This window comes from Peribacillus sp. FSL K6-5616 (assembly GCF_038008245.1).
GTDB classification, from domain to species: Bacteria; Bacillota; Bacilli; order Bacillales; family DSM-1321; genus Peribacillus; species Peribacillus frigoritolerans.
This window is the reverse complement of sequence record NZ_JBBOYT010000001.1, coordinates 3132862-3149527: the sequence shown is the minus strand read 5'-3', so window position 1 is coordinate 3149527 and position 16666 is coordinate 3132862. Positions and strand designations below refer to the sequence as shown.

Annotated in this window: 14 protein-coding genes; 12 read left to right on the top strand and 2 right to left on the bottom strand. The window is 42.6% G+C overall.

The window, feature by feature from the left end; all coding sequences use genetic code 11:
- Positions 1 to 12 precede the first annotated feature (12 nt).
- Entirely contained in the window at positions 13 to 2319 is a 2307-nt protein-coding gene (locus tag MHB45_RS15095) for a DNA internalization-related competence protein ComEC/Rec2 (RefSeq protein WP_340907951.1), read from the top strand.
- 76 nt (positions 2320 to 2395) lie between these two features.
- On the opposite strand, the gene MHB45_RS15090 is transcribed toward MHB45_RS15095, so the two are convergent.
- Complete coding sequence (locus MHB45_RS15090) at positions 2396 to 2530, bottom strand: YqzM family protein (RefSeq protein ID WP_034308559.1); 135 nt, start codon at positions 2528 to 2530, stop codon at positions 2396 to 2398.
- A gap of 339 nt (positions 2531 to 2869) precedes the next feature.
- Here MHB45_RS15090 and holA point away from each other — a divergent pair, with 339 nt between their 5' ends.
- The gene (holA, locus tag MHB45_RS15085; protein ID WP_048682840.1) at positions 2870 to 3883 is read left to right on the top strand and encodes a DNA polymerase III subunit delta; all 1014 of its coding nucleotides are present in this window, start codon (positions 2870 to 2872) and stop codon (positions 3881 to 3883) included.
- An 89-nt stretch (positions 3884 to 3972) separates the two neighbouring features.
- Here holA and rpsT read toward each other — a convergent pair whose 3' ends face one another.
- The gene (rpsT, locus tag MHB45_RS15080; protein ID WP_034308554.1) at positions 3973 to 4239 is read right to left on the bottom strand and encodes a 30S ribosomal protein S20; all 267 of its coding nucleotides are present in this window, start codon (positions 4237 to 4239) and stop codon (positions 3973 to 3975) included.
- Between the two features lie 274 nt (positions 4240 to 4513).
- Here rpsT and gpr point away from each other — a divergent pair, with 274 nt between their 5' ends.
- From gpr to prmA, 10 genes are all read left to right on the top strand, one after another.
- Positions 4514 to 5632, top strand: a complete 1119-nt coding sequence (gpr, locus tag MHB45_RS15075) for a GPR endopeptidase (RefSeq protein ID WP_072273242.1) — start codon at positions 4514 to 4516, stop codon at positions 5630 to 5632.
- Positions 5633 to 5718: 86 nt separating this feature from the next.
- A complete protein-coding gene (spoIIP, locus tag MHB45_RS15070; protein ID WP_072273241.1) occupies positions 5719 to 6918 on the top strand; it encodes a stage II sporulation protein P in 1200 nt (399 codons plus the stop codon).
- A gap of 21 nt (positions 6919 to 6939) precedes the next feature.
- Positions 6940 to 7263 (top strand): YqxA family protein, encoded by a 324-nt coding sequence (locus tag MHB45_RS15065; RefSeq protein WP_048682851.1) that lies wholly within the window; start codon positions 6940 to 6942, stop codon positions 7261 to 7263.
- Positions 7264 to 7439: 176 nt separating this feature from the next.
- Entirely contained in the window at positions 7440 to 9275 is a 1836-nt protein-coding gene (lepA, locus tag MHB45_RS15060) for a translation elongation factor 4 (protein ID WP_034308543.1), read from the top strand.
- A gap of 89 nt (positions 9276 to 9364) precedes the next feature.
- Positions 9365 to 10516 carry a radical SAM family heme chaperone HemW gene (gene hemW, locus MHB45_RS15055; protein ID WP_072273240.1) on the top strand — a complete coding sequence of 384 codons (1152 nt, stop codon included), beginning with the start codon at positions 9365 to 9367 and terminating at the stop codon, positions 10514 to 10516.
- Positions 10517 to 10640: 124 nt separating this feature from the next.
- Positions 10641 to 11669 (top strand): heat-inducible transcriptional repressor HrcA, encoded by a 1029-nt coding sequence (hrcA, locus tag MHB45_RS15050; RefSeq protein WP_048682856.1) that lies wholly within the window; start codon positions 10641 to 10643, stop codon positions 11667 to 11669.
- A gap of 99 nt (positions 11670 to 11768) precedes the next feature.
- The gene (gene grpE / locus MHB45_RS15045) at positions 11769 to 12359 is read left to right on the top strand and encodes a nucleotide exchange factor GrpE (protein ID WP_318260715.1); all 591 of its coding nucleotides are present in this window, start codon (positions 11769 to 11771) and stop codon (positions 12357 to 12359) included.
- A 38-nt stretch (positions 12360 to 12397) separates the two neighbouring features.
- Positions 12398 to 14230: a molecular chaperone DnaK gene (dnaK, locus tag MHB45_RS15040; protein ID WP_034308533.1), complete on the top strand. Its 1833-nt coding sequence runs from the start codon at positions 12398 to 12400 to the stop codon at positions 14228 to 14230.
- A 287-nt stretch (positions 14231 to 14517) separates the two neighbouring features.
- Positions 14518 to 15633, top strand: coding sequence for a molecular chaperone DnaJ (gene dnaJ / locus MHB45_RS15035; protein ID WP_048682866.1), 1116 nt, complete (start codon positions 14518 to 14520; stop codon positions 15631 to 15633).
- 37 nt (positions 15634 to 15670) lie between these two features.
- On the top strand, positions 15671 to 16612 hold the full coding sequence (gene prmA / locus MHB45_RS15030; RefSeq protein WP_034308530.1) for a 50S ribosomal protein L11 methyltransferase: 942 nt from the start codon (positions 15671 to 15673) through the stop codon (positions 16610 to 16612).
- The last annotated feature ends 54 nt before the right edge of the window (positions 16613 to 16666 follow it).

The following is a 16666-nucleotide window of genomic DNA, read 5'->3' as shown; positions in this document are numbered from 1 at the left end:
CGGGGGGCAGGCATGGCCAGACATCTTATCTTACTGGCCGTTTCAGCCACATTAGGTGTTACGGCCCATTCTCTTTTAAATGTAAGGCTGCTGATCATTATCCTAATTTTTCTCTGTTTCCTTTATTTTTCGGTGGGCTTAAGTGTGAAGGCCCTTAGTTTTCATTTGGTGATCATGGGGATATTTTTAGGGGCCGCCTCCTTCTCCGATCACCGAAACAAAACTGCCTATCATGGAACGGAAAGCCAATTTATCATCACATTTACCGATCAACCGAATATAGATGGAAATTCATTAAAAGGGTTCATTGGCAGTGAGAAAGGCGAACGGCTAGTGCTTCGTTATAAAATCACGACCGAATTGGAACAGGAAAAGCTGAGTCAGTTTCTTCGAATCGGTTTATCTTGTCCGGCTGAAGGGACATTGCAAATTCCCGAGAAAAACAGGAATGAAAACAGTTTCGATTACCAGCGTTATCTTTTCCGCCAAGACACCCATTGGATATTCAAAGCGGATTCCATTTCATTTCAAGAATGCAAAGAAGGTGGAAACTCGATTCTGGTTTCGATCCGTAATTTGCGGCTGAAGGGGATTGCATATATTAGAGAACACTTTCCTGAAGAGTCGAGCGGATTTGTCACAGCGCTCATATTCGGTGACCAGAGATATATAGATGAAGGGGACCTTACTAATTATCAGCGGTTGGGGTTGGTTCATTTACTGGCGATTTCCGGCCTTCATGTCAGTTTTTTAACGGGGGTGTTATTTTACATCGGCATCAGGGTTGGGATTACACGGGAAAGAATGATGATGGCCATCTTACTCTTCCTTCCGGTTTACATGTTACTTTCAGGTGCCAGTCCATCCGTAGTGAGATCCTGTTCAATGGCTATGCTTTTCTTTCTACTCCTGTTATTCAAGAAGCGGATTTCGGCGGGTGCCGCAATTGGATCGACTTATTTGGCACTTTTGTTTTTTCGGCCTAATATGCTCTATGATATAGGTTTTCAGCTTTCATTCGCGGTCACATTCTCCATTATCATGTCTTCAAGCATCTTCTTGCAATACCCGAAGAAATCGATGCAGCTGTTCATCCTCAGTTCCATCTGCCAACTGGCAGCCCTTCCGATTTTGCTTTTTCATTTTTTTGAAGTATCTTTACTTGGCGTGTTTCTGAACGTATTGTATGTTCCGCTTTATTCCATCATATTGCTGCCATTTTCACTGATTTCCCTCCTCATTCATTTATTACTGCCTTCCTTTGGTCAACCTCTCCTATCATTATTGAATTTCACTTTTGTACTCTGCAATAAAGCCGCTGATGCAGCATCGGAATTACCGCTCGCCTCCATACCGTTTGGAAAGCCGCCTTTCCTCATGATGTTCCTACTTGTTATTTCCCTTATAGGGTTATGCCTGACTTGGGAAGTATCCTTTGAAAAAAGTAAAATCTGGTGCGGAATGATAATCGTCCTTTTACTTTTGCAATTTAACTTACAAAGGTTCTCGCCTTTTGGTGAAGTGCAAATCATCGACGTTGGACAAGGTGACTCCATTTTAATTATCCTGCCTTTCAATCGCGGTAATTATTTGATTGATACGGGCGGGCATATTACATTTCCAATCGATACGTGGGCGATAAAGCGAAAAAAGTTCAACACGGCGGATGATATCATTATTCCATTATTGAAAAGTAAAGGAATCCACCAATTGGACAAACTGATTTTAACCCATCCGGATGCAGATCATATGGGAAGTGCAAAAGAGTTAATAGATAATTTTAAAGTTGCGGAGATCATCATTGGAGGCTGGAGTGAAGAGCAATACAGGGATATGGATTTTGTAACCGTGGCGAGAGAGAAAAAAGTGAAAATGACCGTCCTGAAAAGGGGGGACCAATGGGTGGCGGGCGGAGCGCGGTTTGCTGTGCTAAGTCCACTTGAGCAAGAAGAAAATAAGAATGATTCATCCATCGTTCTATTCACGGAGCTTGGGGGAGTGTCGTGGTTATTGACCGGCGATATGGGAGAAGAAGGGGAAAGGGAACTTTTGAGAACATTTCCGCAGTTGCAGGCGGATATCTTGAAGGTCGGTCACCATGGCAGTAAAACTTCTTCTTCCGCGCCCTTCCTTGAACAGCTGCAGCCAAAAGCGGCGCTTATTTCAGTTGGAAAAGATAACCGCTACGGTCACCCTCATGGAGACGTAATTGGGAATCTGGAGGGGAATGGCATAAAGGTGTTCAGGACGGACGAGGATGGTTCTATTATTTACAAGTATTACAAAAGCAGTGGAACCTTTCGGAAGACTCTCCCATAGTATATAGAAAATCAAAAAGAAAGAGACTGCAGCAGCAGCCCCCATCAGGAAAAATAAGTGCATGTAATGACTGAAATCAGGATCCGACAGCTTTAATGACGACAGCTATGGTGAACATGGCAGCGAAAAATACAAAAGAACCGATGAATCCTATAGCGGAATCAGCGACGTCATCTGTCTTTGATTGAACATTCTTTTCGAATTCGTTCATTATTTACCCCTCCTATTTCTGCTAATAGTATAAAACATTACCAAAAAAAAATCTACAGGCTTCCTTCCTTCATTTCCTTTACTGACAAGAGTTGTCACAAATAGTTTCGGATTTTGAGGTCAAAATAAAAGTACAAACAAAGCAAGCGAAAACGAAAAGCTCATTTGTTCTACATGAATACTCTACCCGCTTTCAAGGGAGATTACCCGGGCCTTTCTTGAAAGTGTTCATATAGATCCGGAATTAGCCCTTTTAAGGGCTAGTTCCCTTTATAGCTTGTCAAATGGTCCATCCACCTATACCATTAGAGAAGAATACATAGTAAAGAGGCGGATTCTATTGGTATTAGACGTTTGGAAAAGTATAAAAAAAGGGCAATTCGCGCCAGTATACTTGTTATACGGGACGGAAGCCTATCTAATTAATGAAACGAAGCAGCTATTGATCGAGAATGTCCTTCACGAAGATGAGATGGATTTTAACTTTTCTCAATTTGATTTAGAAGAGACGCCTGTTGAAACTGCGCTTGAAGATGTCGAAACCCTCCCGTTTATCGGGGAAAGGCGCCTAGTCTTCATGCAAAACCCATTTTTTTTGACAGCTGAAAAAACGAAGTCAAGAGTTGAGCATAATGTGAAAAGACTGGAAGCGTACTTGGCTGACCCAGTTCCATATTCTATTGTCGTATTGACCGCACCTTATGAGAAACTGGATGAACGGAAGAAAATCACCAAGGAACTGAAGCGTAAGGCGGTTCTCGTTGAAGCGAAGAAGCTTGGTGATCATGAGTTAAAGGGGTGGGTGAAGGAGAGGGTCGAAGCTTCTTCAGTCCGAATAGATGAGCAGGCTACAGAGCTTTTACTTGAACTTGCAGGAACGAATCTGATGATGCTGACGAATGAACTGGATAAAATGGTGCTTTATACGGAAACTGAGAAGCACATTACAGTCGAGGTAGTGGAAAAGCTGGTCGCTAAATCCCTTGAACAGAATATCTTCACACTCGTTGATCATGTGTTACAGAGAAAAATGGAGAGTGCCATGACGATACTGCACGATCTTCTCAGGCAGAATGAAGAGCCGATCAAGATCTTGAGTGTCATGGCAGGTCAGGTCAGGCTCATGTATCAAGTGAAGGAGCTTTCCCGTCAGGGCTATAGCCAGCAAAAAATTGCGGGTCAACTGAAGGTGCACCCTTACAGGGTAAAGCTGGCACTTGAAAAGACGGGGAAATTCCAGGAACGCGAGTTGTTGAGCATCATGAACGACTTAGCGGAAGCGGATTATAAAATGAAGACCGGCCAAGCAGATAAGGCAATCACGCTTGAGCTGCTGCTTTTAAAAATTAGATGATAAAAAAGGTGGCAGATATCCTGTCACCTTTTTTATGCAAAAAACGGCACAAAAAAAACGATCCGATTGGATCGTTTAATTTTTTGTCATTATGCGTTAAGAGCGTTAAGTCTTTTCGCTAAACGAGATTTTTTACGGGCTGCCGCATTTTTATGGATTAATCCTTTAGATGCAGCTTTGTCTAATTTCACAGCAGCTGTTAAAAGAGCTTCTTTAGCAGCTTCAACGTTTTCACCAGCTAATGCAACTTCAGCGTTTTTCACTGTAGTACGCATAGTTGATCTAACAGTAATGTTATGAACGCGTTTTTTGTCGTTGATTTTTACACGTTTAATAGCAGATTTAATGTTTGGCATTCCGTTCACCTCCTACAAAGAAATCGAGATTATATGAACTCGACTTTTCAAATCCATATCAAATAGCACAAGTGATATTCTATCAGACTGCTCATAAATATGCAATACTTCAGATTGAGAATCGAAAAGGAATTATAATTTCGGGAAAAAATTCATCTCGTCATCATTCATTGTACCAAAAAAATGAATAATAAAAAAGCAAAAACGACAGAATGTTTAAGAGAGACTATTGAAAATACTAGATTAGATACAATTCAAACATCAGGAGGCCGTTATGGAAAATAATTTGGACCTTAGTGAATACGGAATTCGAACAGATTTGGCGATTGAAGCAAAGGAGATTGCCCTTGAACATAAAGGTGTAGTAGAGGAAGTGGATGTTTCCCGCATCGAAGGGGTCATTATTAAGGAAAAAGAAGTGGATGATCTGAAGGTATCCTTAGTTGAGGTCACGGCTGAGGGAGAAAAAGAAATCGGTAAGAAACAGGGCAGTTATTTGACCATCGAAGTGCAGGGAATCCGCCAGCAGGACACGGATACGCAGCAACGGGTGGAAAAGGTGTTCGCCAACGAACTGGCTTACTTTTTGAAACGGAATAAAATCACAAAAGAAAGCAGTTGTTTGGTTGTCGGTCTTGGTAATTGGAATGTTACCCCCGATGCCTTGGGGCCTGCAGTTGTTGAGAACCTTGTGGTCACAAGACATTTGTTCGAATTGCAGCCAGAGTCCGTCAAGGAAGGCTATCGGCCGGTCAGTGCCATTTCCCCTGGGGTGATGGGGATTACGGGAATCGAGACAAGTGACATCATAAAAGGCGTCATCGAAAAAAGTAATCCTGATTTCCTTATCGTCGTTGACGCATTGGCTGCCCGTTCGATCGAACGGGTGAATTCTACGATTCAAATTACGGATACAGGCATCCATCCAGGGTCTGGTGTGGGAAATAAACGAAAAGAATTGAGCCAGGCTACGCTGGGAGTTCCTGTTATAGCAATTGGAATACCTACTGTCGTGGATGCCGTATCCATTGCCAGCGATACGATAGATTATATTTTGAAGCACTTTGGCAAGGAACTGAATGAAGGGAACAGGCCATCACGCTCGTTGGCACCAGCTGGTTTCAGTTTTGGGAAGCGCACAAAGCTGACCGAAGAGGATATGCCAGGTGAAAAGGAGCGCCAAACCTTCTTGGGAATGATAGGTGTCCTCCCTGATGAAGAGAAACGGAAATTGATTTATGAAGTACTGTCACCGCTTGGTCAAAATTTGATGGTTACACCGAAAGAAGTCGATGTTTTCATTGAGGATATGGCCAATTTGATAGCTAATGGTTTAAATGCAGCCTTGCATCATTCAATAAATCAAGATAATGCCGGCTATTACACCCGTTAAATCACTTTCAGTGCCCAAAAATGGTGTTCTACCCTTTCTAGCAAAGTCATAGGTATTAATAGACAAGCTATAGAGAGGGTGGAAAGATGAAAAGAAGAAATTCCCCAGGAATCATAACAGCCATTCACGGATCAACAATAATAAAAACTTTTCTAGGTATTCTCGCCTTGCTTCTTTTTGTTTTTTCAGTCAGTGGGGTCATGACTTCCCTAAGACCGGAGTATCGGATATCTTCTAACTCCGTACATACTGTAGCCAATCAATTCTCGGGAAAAATGCTGTTTTCGATGCTGGCCAACGAAAATCATTATCTTTTTAATGCCCTGCCGGAAGGTAAGCAGGAATCGATCATCACGAATCAATTGATAAAAGTCTCGACCAACATTTCACTCGAGGACCCGCGAAGTTTACTGGGAAGGGAACTTCCTGGCTTTTCGATTTTTGATAATGAGATCCTCGTTGCTGGGGAAGGGACGAATTATACGAATATGCCGTATGAATCCTCACCGCCAGTAGATGTCCTGAATGAAGAAAGGGATGCATCCCTGCAAAACCTGGATGAGATTGAAGAACCGGATAAAGGAGTGACCAATCAGCCGAATCAAACGACCAATGGCCGGAAAGTGGTCGAGATATACCATAGCCATAACCGGGAGTCCTATCTTCCATATTTAAAAGGGGTGACCAATCCCGACCTAGCCTACCATTCTAAAATCAATATTACGAAACTTGGGGAACGGATGGTTGAAGATTTGGCTGATAAGGGGATCGGCTCCTCGCTCGATAAAACGGATATCATGGGAAATCTGAATAATAAAGGTTTGAATTATGCCAAATCGTATCAAGAATCACGGAAATCCGTCCAGACGGCATTGGCCACTAACAAAGATTTAGAATATCTGATTGATATCCACCGCGATTCAAAGCGGAAGAAACATACGACAATTACAATCAAAGGTAAAGAGTATGCCAAGATCGCCTTCGTGATCGGGGGGAATAACCCGAACTATGAAAAAAATGCGGCGCTTGCCAATAAAATTCATAAAGCTCTGGAAAAAAAATATCCCGGAATTTCACGAGGGGTTATGAAACAGGGCGGAGCGGGTCAAAATGGAGTATATAATCAGGATTTATCAGGCAATTCCATGCTACTTGAAATTGGCGGTGTTGATAATACTTTCGAGGAAATGTACATGACCGTTGATGCTTTTACCGAGGTTTTCAGTGAATTTTACTGGGATGCCAAAGCAGTGGATAACCCGACCGGGGATTCGGAAGCGCAGTAATTTGAAAGGAGTTCTTTTATCATGGTTCGATTTTGGTTGAAATGTACAGGGATTGTGCTCATATTGTTTTTAGGTGTTTTAATCGGGATGCAGCAAGCCAACGACGGGATGAAAAAAATGAAGGGGTATGAAGATCCCTCTTTGAATAGTGCATTCATCATTAACCAATCGGACCAAGGGGAGATGGAAGCGGATATCCTTGGCGAAAAAGTGACGAGTCATGATTTGGAAACGAAAAAAGAAAAGCTTGAAGAAATGAAAGCTTTCAACTTTTTCTCATCGATCGGCAAATCGCTTGGAGAGACCATATCAGGTGCCTTTCAGGCCCTTATTGATATGATTTAGGTAGGAAATAAGTTGATTGTGCCCTGCAAAAGGCTGCATCCGAATCCGGGGATGCAGCCTTTTTTTATACTTTGTCCTGCAATGATGCTTCTTTTGTAACTATTCTGTTGAATCTTGCATTTTCTATTGATATAATAAAAAATAGTGTATTGTGTCGACTAGTGGGAGTGAACGTCATGAATAGAGAAGAAAAATTAAAAAGACAATCAAAAATTCGTAACTTTTCCATCATCGCTCATATCGATCATGGTAAATCTACATTGGCGGATCGTATCATTGAAAAAACGAACGCCATGACTCAGCGTGAAATGAAGAGTCAGCTGTTGGATTCCATGGATTTAGAGCGTGAGCGTGGAATTACGATTAAATTGAATGCGATTCAATTGAAATATAACGCGAAAGATGGAGAAGAATACATCTTCCATCTTATTGATACACCGGGACATGTCGATTTTACGTATGAAGTGTCACGAAGCCTTGCAGCTTGTGAAGGCGCTGTCCTTGTTGTCGATGCGGCACAGGGAATAGAGGCCCAAACGCTTGCAAATGTGTATTTAGCTTTGGACAACAACCTTGAAATCATTCCGGTCATCAATAAAATTGATTTGCCGAGTGCAGATCCGGAACGGGTGCGCGGAGAAATCGAGGAAGTGATCGGATTGGATGCTTCCGATGCAGTTTTGGCTTCGGCTAAAGCGGGAATCGGAATCGAGGAGATTTTGGAACAGGTAGTTGAATTGGTTCCAGCTCCGCAAGGTGATCCGGATGCTCCTTTCAAGGCGCTTATTTTCGATTCACTGTTTGATGCGTACCGCGGTGTAGTTGCCTATATCCGTGTTGTTGAGGGGTCCATTAAAGTGGGCGACAAAATCAAAATGATGTCCACTGGCAAGGAATTCGATGTTACCGAATTGGGTGTTTTCAACCCTAAAACACAGCTTTTGGATGAACTGAACGTCGGTGATGTAGGTTTCCTTACGGCATCCATTAAAAACGTTGGTGATACGACTGTCGGTGATACGATCACGAGTGCCGTGAATAGTGCAACAGAACCATTGCCGGGTTACAGGAAGATGAATCCGATGGTATATTGCGGTCTATACCCAATTGACGCATCGAAATTCAATGATTTACGGGATGCATTGGAGAAATTGGAATTGAACGATTCAGCGCTTCAGTTCGAAGCGGAATCATCGCAAGCATTAGGCTTCGGTTTCCGTTGCGGATTCCTTGGGCTCCTTCATATGGAAATCATCCAGGAACGGATTGAACGTGAATTCAAAATCGATCTGATCACCACTGCACCGAGTGTTATTTATGATGTGGTGCAAACGGACGGAACGGTCCTGAAAGTGGATAACCCGTCCAATATGCCTGATGCTCAAAAGATCGAACGTGTCGAGGAGCCATATGTCAAAGCGACGATGATGGCACCGACGGAGTTTGTCGGGGCGATCATGGAAATCTGTCAAAATAAACGCGGTAACTTCATTGATATGGAATATATCGATGAGACTCGTGTGAGCATTCATTATGAAATTCCATTATCGGAAATCGTGTATGATTTCTTCGATCAATTGAAATCCAATACAAGAGGCTATGCTTCATTCGATTATGAGCTGATTGGCTACCAACCGTCCAAGCTTGTGAAGATGGATATCTTACTGAATGCTGAAACTGTCGATGCTTTAAGTTTCATCGTTCATAAGGACTTTGCTTATGAACGCGGTAAAGTCATTGTTGAAAAATTGAAGAAATTGATTCCAAGGCAACAATTCGAAGTGCCGATCCAAGCGGCGATCGGGCAAAAAATCATCGCCCGTTCTTCGATTAGTGCAATGCGCAAAAACGTATTGGCTAAATGTTACGGCGGCGATATTTCCCGTAAACGTAAGTTGCTCGAAAAACAGAAAGAAGGTAAAAAGCGGATGAAACAAGTAGGTTCAGTTGAAGTTCCGCAAGAAGCTTTCATGGCTGTTTTGAAAATGGATGATACGACACCAAAAAAATAAATAAAATAAACGATAGGTAGAAAAAAGAGGGTAGAGGAGATCTAGCCTCTTTTTCTATCGACTCATTCGATTAAAAGGTTGTGAACACAATGATCAAAAGCGCCTACCTCCATATACCATTTTGTGAACATATTTGTCACTATTGTGATTTCAATAAAGTATTTTTGCAGGGACAGCCGGTCGACGAATATTTACAGATGATGAAAAGGGAAATGGCGATGCAGCTTTCCAAATACCCGACTGCAGGTTTGGATACGGTTTTCGTCGGTGGAGGGACACCGACCTCACTGGATGAAAAGCAGCTTGCATTCTTATGTGAAGCAATCAATGAAACCCTGCCCTTTGATCCCAAGAATGCTGAATATACATTTGAAGCCAATCCCGGGGATCTTTCAAGGGAAAAACTCAAGATACTTTATGATTCAGGGGTCAATAGACTTAGCTTTGGAGTGCAAAGCTTCAATGATGAATTATTAAAACGAATTGGCCGGACCCACCGGGCTTCAGAAGTATATGAAACGATCCATTTGGCTCAAGAAGTTGGCTTTACGAATATAAGCATCGACTTGATTTATGGATTGCCGGGCCAAACGATGGAAGATTTCAAGGATACGCTGGATAAAGCGATCGCCCTTCAATTGCCGCACTACTCAAGCTACTCGTTGATCGTTGAGCCGAAGACGGTTTTTTATAATCAGATGCGAAGAGGTAAATTAAACCTGCCGCCGCAGGAGCTCGAGGCTTCGATGTATGAGAGGCTGATGGAAGAGATGGAGAAGCATGGTCTGCATCAATATGAAATCAGTAATTTTGCCCGGGCTGGGTTTGAAAGCAGGCACAACCTGACATATTGGGATAATGTGGAGTATTATGGGATTGGTGCCGGTGCACATGGCTATACTGGAGGTAAAAGGGTGGCCAATCATGGGCCTGTGAAGAAATATATCACCCCATTGCTTTCGAACGAGCTGCCTGTGTTGGAAGAACACCCAGTACCGCTTCATGAACGGATGGAAGAGGAGATGTTTTTGGGTCTCCGGAAAACGCAAGGAGTTTCATTGGAAATCTTCAAGAATAAATTTTTTGTAGAAATGACGGATATTTTCAGGAAACCGCTCGAAGAAGGATCGGCAAAGGGTTTGCTTAAGGTGGAAGGCGGGTTCGTGCGCTTGACTGAGCGGGGCAAACTGCTGGGAAATGAAGTGTTCCAAACATTTTTAGGCGTTATTGATTCCGACTGAAGGAAATCCATGTTATTTTAACGATGAATTAGCGGTTTTCATTGTTGACATCATAAGCTGCATTTGATAATTTATTAGTATATTAGCACTCGATGAGACAGAGTGCTAACAGAGGTGATCATACATGCTAACTGATCGTCAATTATTGATTCTACAAGTGATAATCGAGGATTTCATCCATTCTGCCCAGCCAGTCGGGTCACGAAGCTTGTCGAAGAAAGATGAAATCACGTTCAGCTCTGCCACAATTCGCAACGAAATGTCTGACCTTGAAGAAATGGGGTTTTTAGAAAAAACCCATACTTCTTCCGGTAGGATCCCCTCTGAAAAAGGGTATAGATATTATGTGGATCATTTACTTTCTCCTCAAGCTCCGAAAAAGAATGAAGTGAAGATATTAAAATCCGTTTTTGTAGAACGAATTTATGAATTGGAAAAGATCGTTCAGAAGTCAGCGAAAATCCTTTCGGAACTGACGAATTATACGGCGATTGTACTCGGACCAAAAGTGAATGAGCATAAGCTGAAAAAAATCCAGATCATTCCCTTAAGTCCTGAAACGGCAATAGCCATCATTATTACGGATACAGGTCATGTGGAAAATCGAATGATTTCCTTACCGCCTTCTTTTGATATAAACGAAATCGAAAAGATGGTGAACATATTGAATTCCCGTTTGGTCGATGTTCCGCTAGTTGATCTAAAGGATAAGATCTATAAGGAAGTTGCCGTTCTATTGAGCCGCCACATTCATAACTATGGATCGATGGTCTCGGTCCTTGCGGAGACCCTGACGGACACAAAGCCCGAAAAAATATTTTTCGGCGGGAAAACGAATATGCTGAGGCAGCCGGAGTTCCATGATATTGCGAAAGTAAGCACGCTTTTATCGATGATTGAGCAGGAACAGGGATTTTATGAACTAATTACTCAAAATCCATCGGGCATCCACGTCAAGATCGGCCGTGAAAATCAAAACACAGTGCTCGATGACTGCAGTTTGATTACGGCAACCTACTCAATCGGGCAGGAGCAAGTTGGCACATTGGCCATATTGGGTCCAACGAGAATGGAATATTCGCGAGTGATCAGTTTGCTTTCGTTTTTCTCGAAAGATTTAACGGCCCTGATGACCAAACTGTATCAAAAATAGTAGCAAAGGTAATATTGTTAAGGTGGCGGAGGAGTGTATTCCGCGGCCTGGCATATTACTTTAGCATAAATTGTATAACCCTTTTAGGGAGGTGAGATTGTGACAGAAAATAAAAACGAAGAACAAATATTGGGAAATGAAACAATCGAGGAAAGCGCTGCAGAAGCAGTTTTCGCTGAAGAAGAAATTCCAGCGGAAGAAAACGATGGTCCGGTTGAAAAAGATGAACTTCAATTGGCTCATGAAAAAATTGCCGAACTTGAGGCGAAAATCGAAGAAATGGATAACCGTTATCTTCGTCTGCAGGCCGATTTTGATAATTCAAGACGCCGTGCCAAGCTTGATATGGAGGCGGCTCAAAAATATAGAGTTCAAAGTATTGCTAGTGATTTAGTGGAGGCTCTTGATAATTTTGAAAGAGCAACAAAAATCGAAGCGGAAAATGAACAGACGAAATCCTTGCTATCCGGCCTGGAAATGGTCTATAAAGCGATTACTGGTGCATTGGCTAAAGAAGGCATCGAACCGATCAGTTCGGTTGGCGAAGAGTTCGATCCGCGTTTGCATCAAGCGGTCATGCAAGTTCAAGATGAAAACTTCGGTTCGAACATCGTCGTCGAGGAATTCCAAAAAGGATACCTTCTTAAAGACCGTGTGATTCGACCTGCAATGGTAAAAGTGAACGAATAGGATTTTTTACATATAAATAATTGGGAGGTAGTGAAACTATGAGCAAGATTATTGGTATTGACTTAGGTACAACAAACTCTTGTGTATCTGTACTTGAAGGCGGGGAACCAAAAGTAATCCCGAATCCGGAAGGAAACCGTACAACACCATCCGTAGTGGCATTCAAAAATGGAGAAAGGCAAGTAGGGGAAGTGGCAAAACGCCAAGCGATTACAAACCCTAACACGATCATTTCCATTAAACGCCATATGGGTACCAACCATAAAGAAGTAATTGAAGGAAAAGAATACTCACCTCAAGAAGTTTCTGCAATCATCCTTCAATACTTGAAATCATACGCTGAAGAGTATCTTGGCGAAAAAGTCACAAAAGCGGTTATCACTGTACCTGCTTACTTCAATGATGCAGAACGTCAAGCAACTAAGGATGCTGGTCAAATTGCCGGCCTTGAAGTGGAACGTATCATCAACGAACCGACAGCTGCAGCACTTGCATACGGTTTGGATAAAACGGAAGAAGATCAAACGATCCTTGTATTCGACCTTGGCGGCGGTACATTTGACGTGTCGATCATGGAACTTGGAGACGGCGTTTTCGAAGTTAAGTCCACAGCTGGCGACAATCGTCTAGGTGGGGATGATTTCGACCAAGTCATCATCGATTACCTGGTTGAAGCATTCAAGAAAGAAAACGGCATCGACCTTTCAAAAGATAAAATGGCGGTTCAACGTTTGAAAGATGCAGCTGAAAAAGCGAAAAAAGATCTTTCCGGCGTAACGTCAACTCAAATTTCTTTACCATTCATCACTGCTGGGGAAGCTGGACCGCTTCACTTGGATGTTACGATGACTAGAGCTAAATTCGATGAGCTTTCCACAGGTCTTGTGGAACGTACTATGGGACCGACTCGTCAAGCATTGAAAGATGCTGGTCTTTCAGCATCTGAAATCGACAAAGTAATCCTTGTTGGTGGGTCTACACGTATTCCTGCTGTCGTTGAAGCGATCAAAAAGGAAATCGGTCAAGAACCAAGCAAAGGTGTAAACCCTGATGAAGTGGTGGCTATGGGTGCTGCAATTCAAGGTGGCGTATTGACAGGTGATGTTAAAGACGTTGTCCTTCTTGATGTAACTCCACTTTCACTTGGAATTGAAACGATGGGCGGAGTATTCACGAAACTGATTGACCGTAATACTACGATTCCGACAAGTAAATCACAAGTATTCTCGACAGCGGCTGATAATCAAACGGCAGTTGATATCCATGTCCTTCAAGGTGAGCGTCCAATGTCAGCGGATAACAAAACTCTTGGTCGTTTCCAATTGAGTGACATTCCACCGGCACCGCGTGGAGTTCCGCAAGTTGAAGTGACATTCGATATCGATAAAAACGGTATCGTGAACGTTCGTGCGAAAGATCTTGGTACGAACAAAGAACAAGCAATCACCATCAAATCATCTTCTGGCCTTTCTGATGAAGAGATCGAACGCATGGTACGTGAAGCGGAAGAAAATGCCGATAGCGATAAACAACGTAAAGAAGAAGTTGAACTTCGTAACGAAGCAGATCAATTAGTTTTCCAAACGGAAAAAACGCTTAAAGATCTAGAAGGTAAAGTGGACGAAGCGGAAGTGACAAAAGCGAATGAAGCGAAGGATGAACTGAAAGCTGCAATCGAGAAAAATGAGCTTGAAGAAATCCGCGTGAAAAAAGATGCACTTAACGAAATCGTTCAAGCTTTGACAATGAAGCTTTATGAAGAAGCGGCAAAGGCTCAGCAAGCTGGCGAAGCGGGTGCTGGCGAGTCTGCTCAAGACGATAATGTCGTTGATGCTGAATACACTGAAGTAAACGAAGAAGAGAAAAAATAAAAAGTGCCCCAATCGGGACACTGATATATCGGGCAGTATTCTGCTCCATTGTAAAAAAGTCAAAGTCAGGTTATCTTGACTTTGGCTTTTTTTACAGTGAATGGAAACATTGTTGCAATCACTGATGGGGAATCGTGGGATTTTAGAGAAAAATGTGTGCAAATTGGGGCTGGCAATGCCATTTTCAAAAATGTGTTAAAGCCGTTTGTACTTTTCTAGTTGATTATTATCTTCGTTCAGTGATAATATTACCTTTATGTGAATCGAATCGGGAGTGGATTTTAGATATGAGTAAACGCGATTATTATGAGGTGTTAGGCCTTTCGAAAAGTGCTTCGAAGGATGAAATCAAAAAAGCGTATCGAAAGCTCTCCAAACAATATCACCCTGATATTAATAAAGCGGACGATGCTGCGGATAAATTCAAGGAAATCAAGGAAGCTTACGAAGTATTGAGTGACGAACAGAAAAAAGCCCATTATGACCAATTCGGACATACAGATCCCAATCAAGGCTTTGGCGGTCAGGACTTTGGCGGTTTCGGCGGTTTTGAAGATATTTTCAGTAGCTTCTTTGGTGGCGGCGGACGCAGGAGAGATCCTAATGCACCGCGTCAAGGAGCGGATTTACAGTATACGATGACGCTTTCGTTTGAAGAGGCTGCATTCGGAAAAGATACCGAAATCGAAATTCCGCGTGAAGAGGATTGCGGTACATGTAAAGGATCCGGTGCCAAACCAGGTACAAAGGTGGAAAACTGTTCACATTGTCAGGGAACCGGTCAATTGAATGTTGAACAAAACACAGCGTTCGGAAGGATTGTGAACCGGAGAGCATGTCACCATTGTCAAGGAACAGGAAAAATCATTCCTAATAAATGTTCAACATGCGGCGGCGACGGAAAAGTCCAAAAACGCAAAAAAATCCAAGTCAAGGTACCAGCAGGAATTGATGATGGCCAGCAGTTGCGTGTAACAGGCCAAGGCGAGCCTGGAATCAATGGCGGTCCCGCAGGAGACCTGTATGTAGTCTTCCATGTGCGCAGCCATGAATTCTTTGAACGGGATGGCGATGATATTTATTGTGAAATGCCGGTTACTTTTGCCCAGGCAGCATTAGGCGATGAAATAGAAGTTCCGACGCTGCATGGAAAAGTGAAGCTGAAGATTCCAGCAGGTACACAAACTAGCACTCGTTTCCGTTTAAAGGGCAAAGGAGTTCCGAATGTCAGAGGATATGGCCAAGGAGATCAGCATGTGGTCGTATTAGTGGTCACCCCTAAGAAATTAACGGAAAAACAAAAGGACCTGCTTCGTGAGTTCAGTGATATCAGCGGACAAGGTGTTGATGAACAAGAAGATGGCTTTTTCTCAAAAGTAAAGCGTGCTTTTAAAGATAGGTGAATAAAAGTAAAAAGAACAAATTGGGAGTTGGTAGATTATGAAGTGGTCTGAATTTGCAATCCAAACAACGAATGAAGCGGTTGAACCTGTTTCGAATATTCTTCATGAGGCAGGTGCGAGCGGTGTTGTCATTGAGGATCCTCTAGAATTAGTCAAGGAACGTGAAAATGTTTTTGGCGAAATCTACCACTTAAACCCCGATGATTATCCGGATGAAGGTGTAGTCATTAAGGCTTATCTGCCCGTTAACAGCTTCCTTGGCGATACCATTGATGCTATTAAGGAATCAATCAATAATCTCCTTCTTTTTGATATTGACCTTGGGAAAAATGTTGTTTCAATTAGTGAAGTGAATGAAGAAGAGTGGGCGACGGCTTGGAAAAAATATTATAACCCCGTCAAGATATCCGAACGTTTTACCATCGTGCCAACGTGGGAAGACTATACTCCGGTAAGCAGTGACGAATTGATCATTGAACTTGATCCAGGCATGGCCTTCGGAACGGGAACACACCCGACGACGGTCATGTGCATCCAAGCGCTGGAACGAACAGTAACGCCTGGGGATTTAGTCGTTGATGTAGGAACTGGTTCTGGTGTTCTAAGCATTGCAGCTGCATTATTGGATGCAAAACGAATCCAGTCACTTGATTTGGATGAAGTGGCAGTACAGTCAGCCAAGCAAAACGTTGAAATAAATAACGTGCAGGATAAAGTGTCCGTGTCACAAGGCAACTTACTGGATGGTGTAAATGAACAAGCGGATATCGTCGTGGCTAATATTCTTGCCGAAGTGATCATGCGTTTTACGGATGATGTAGCGAAAGTCGTTAAACCTGGCGGATATTTCATCGCTTCCGGAATCATTCAAACTAAGAAACAAGATGTGAAGGAAGCGATTATAGCATCTGGTTTCACCGTTGAGGAAACGATCTTGATGGAAGATTGGGTGGCAATAATCGCAAAAAGAAATGCTTAATTGGAAAAGTTACTCTGATTATCGGTTTTTTTGATAGTCAGAGTACCTTTTTTT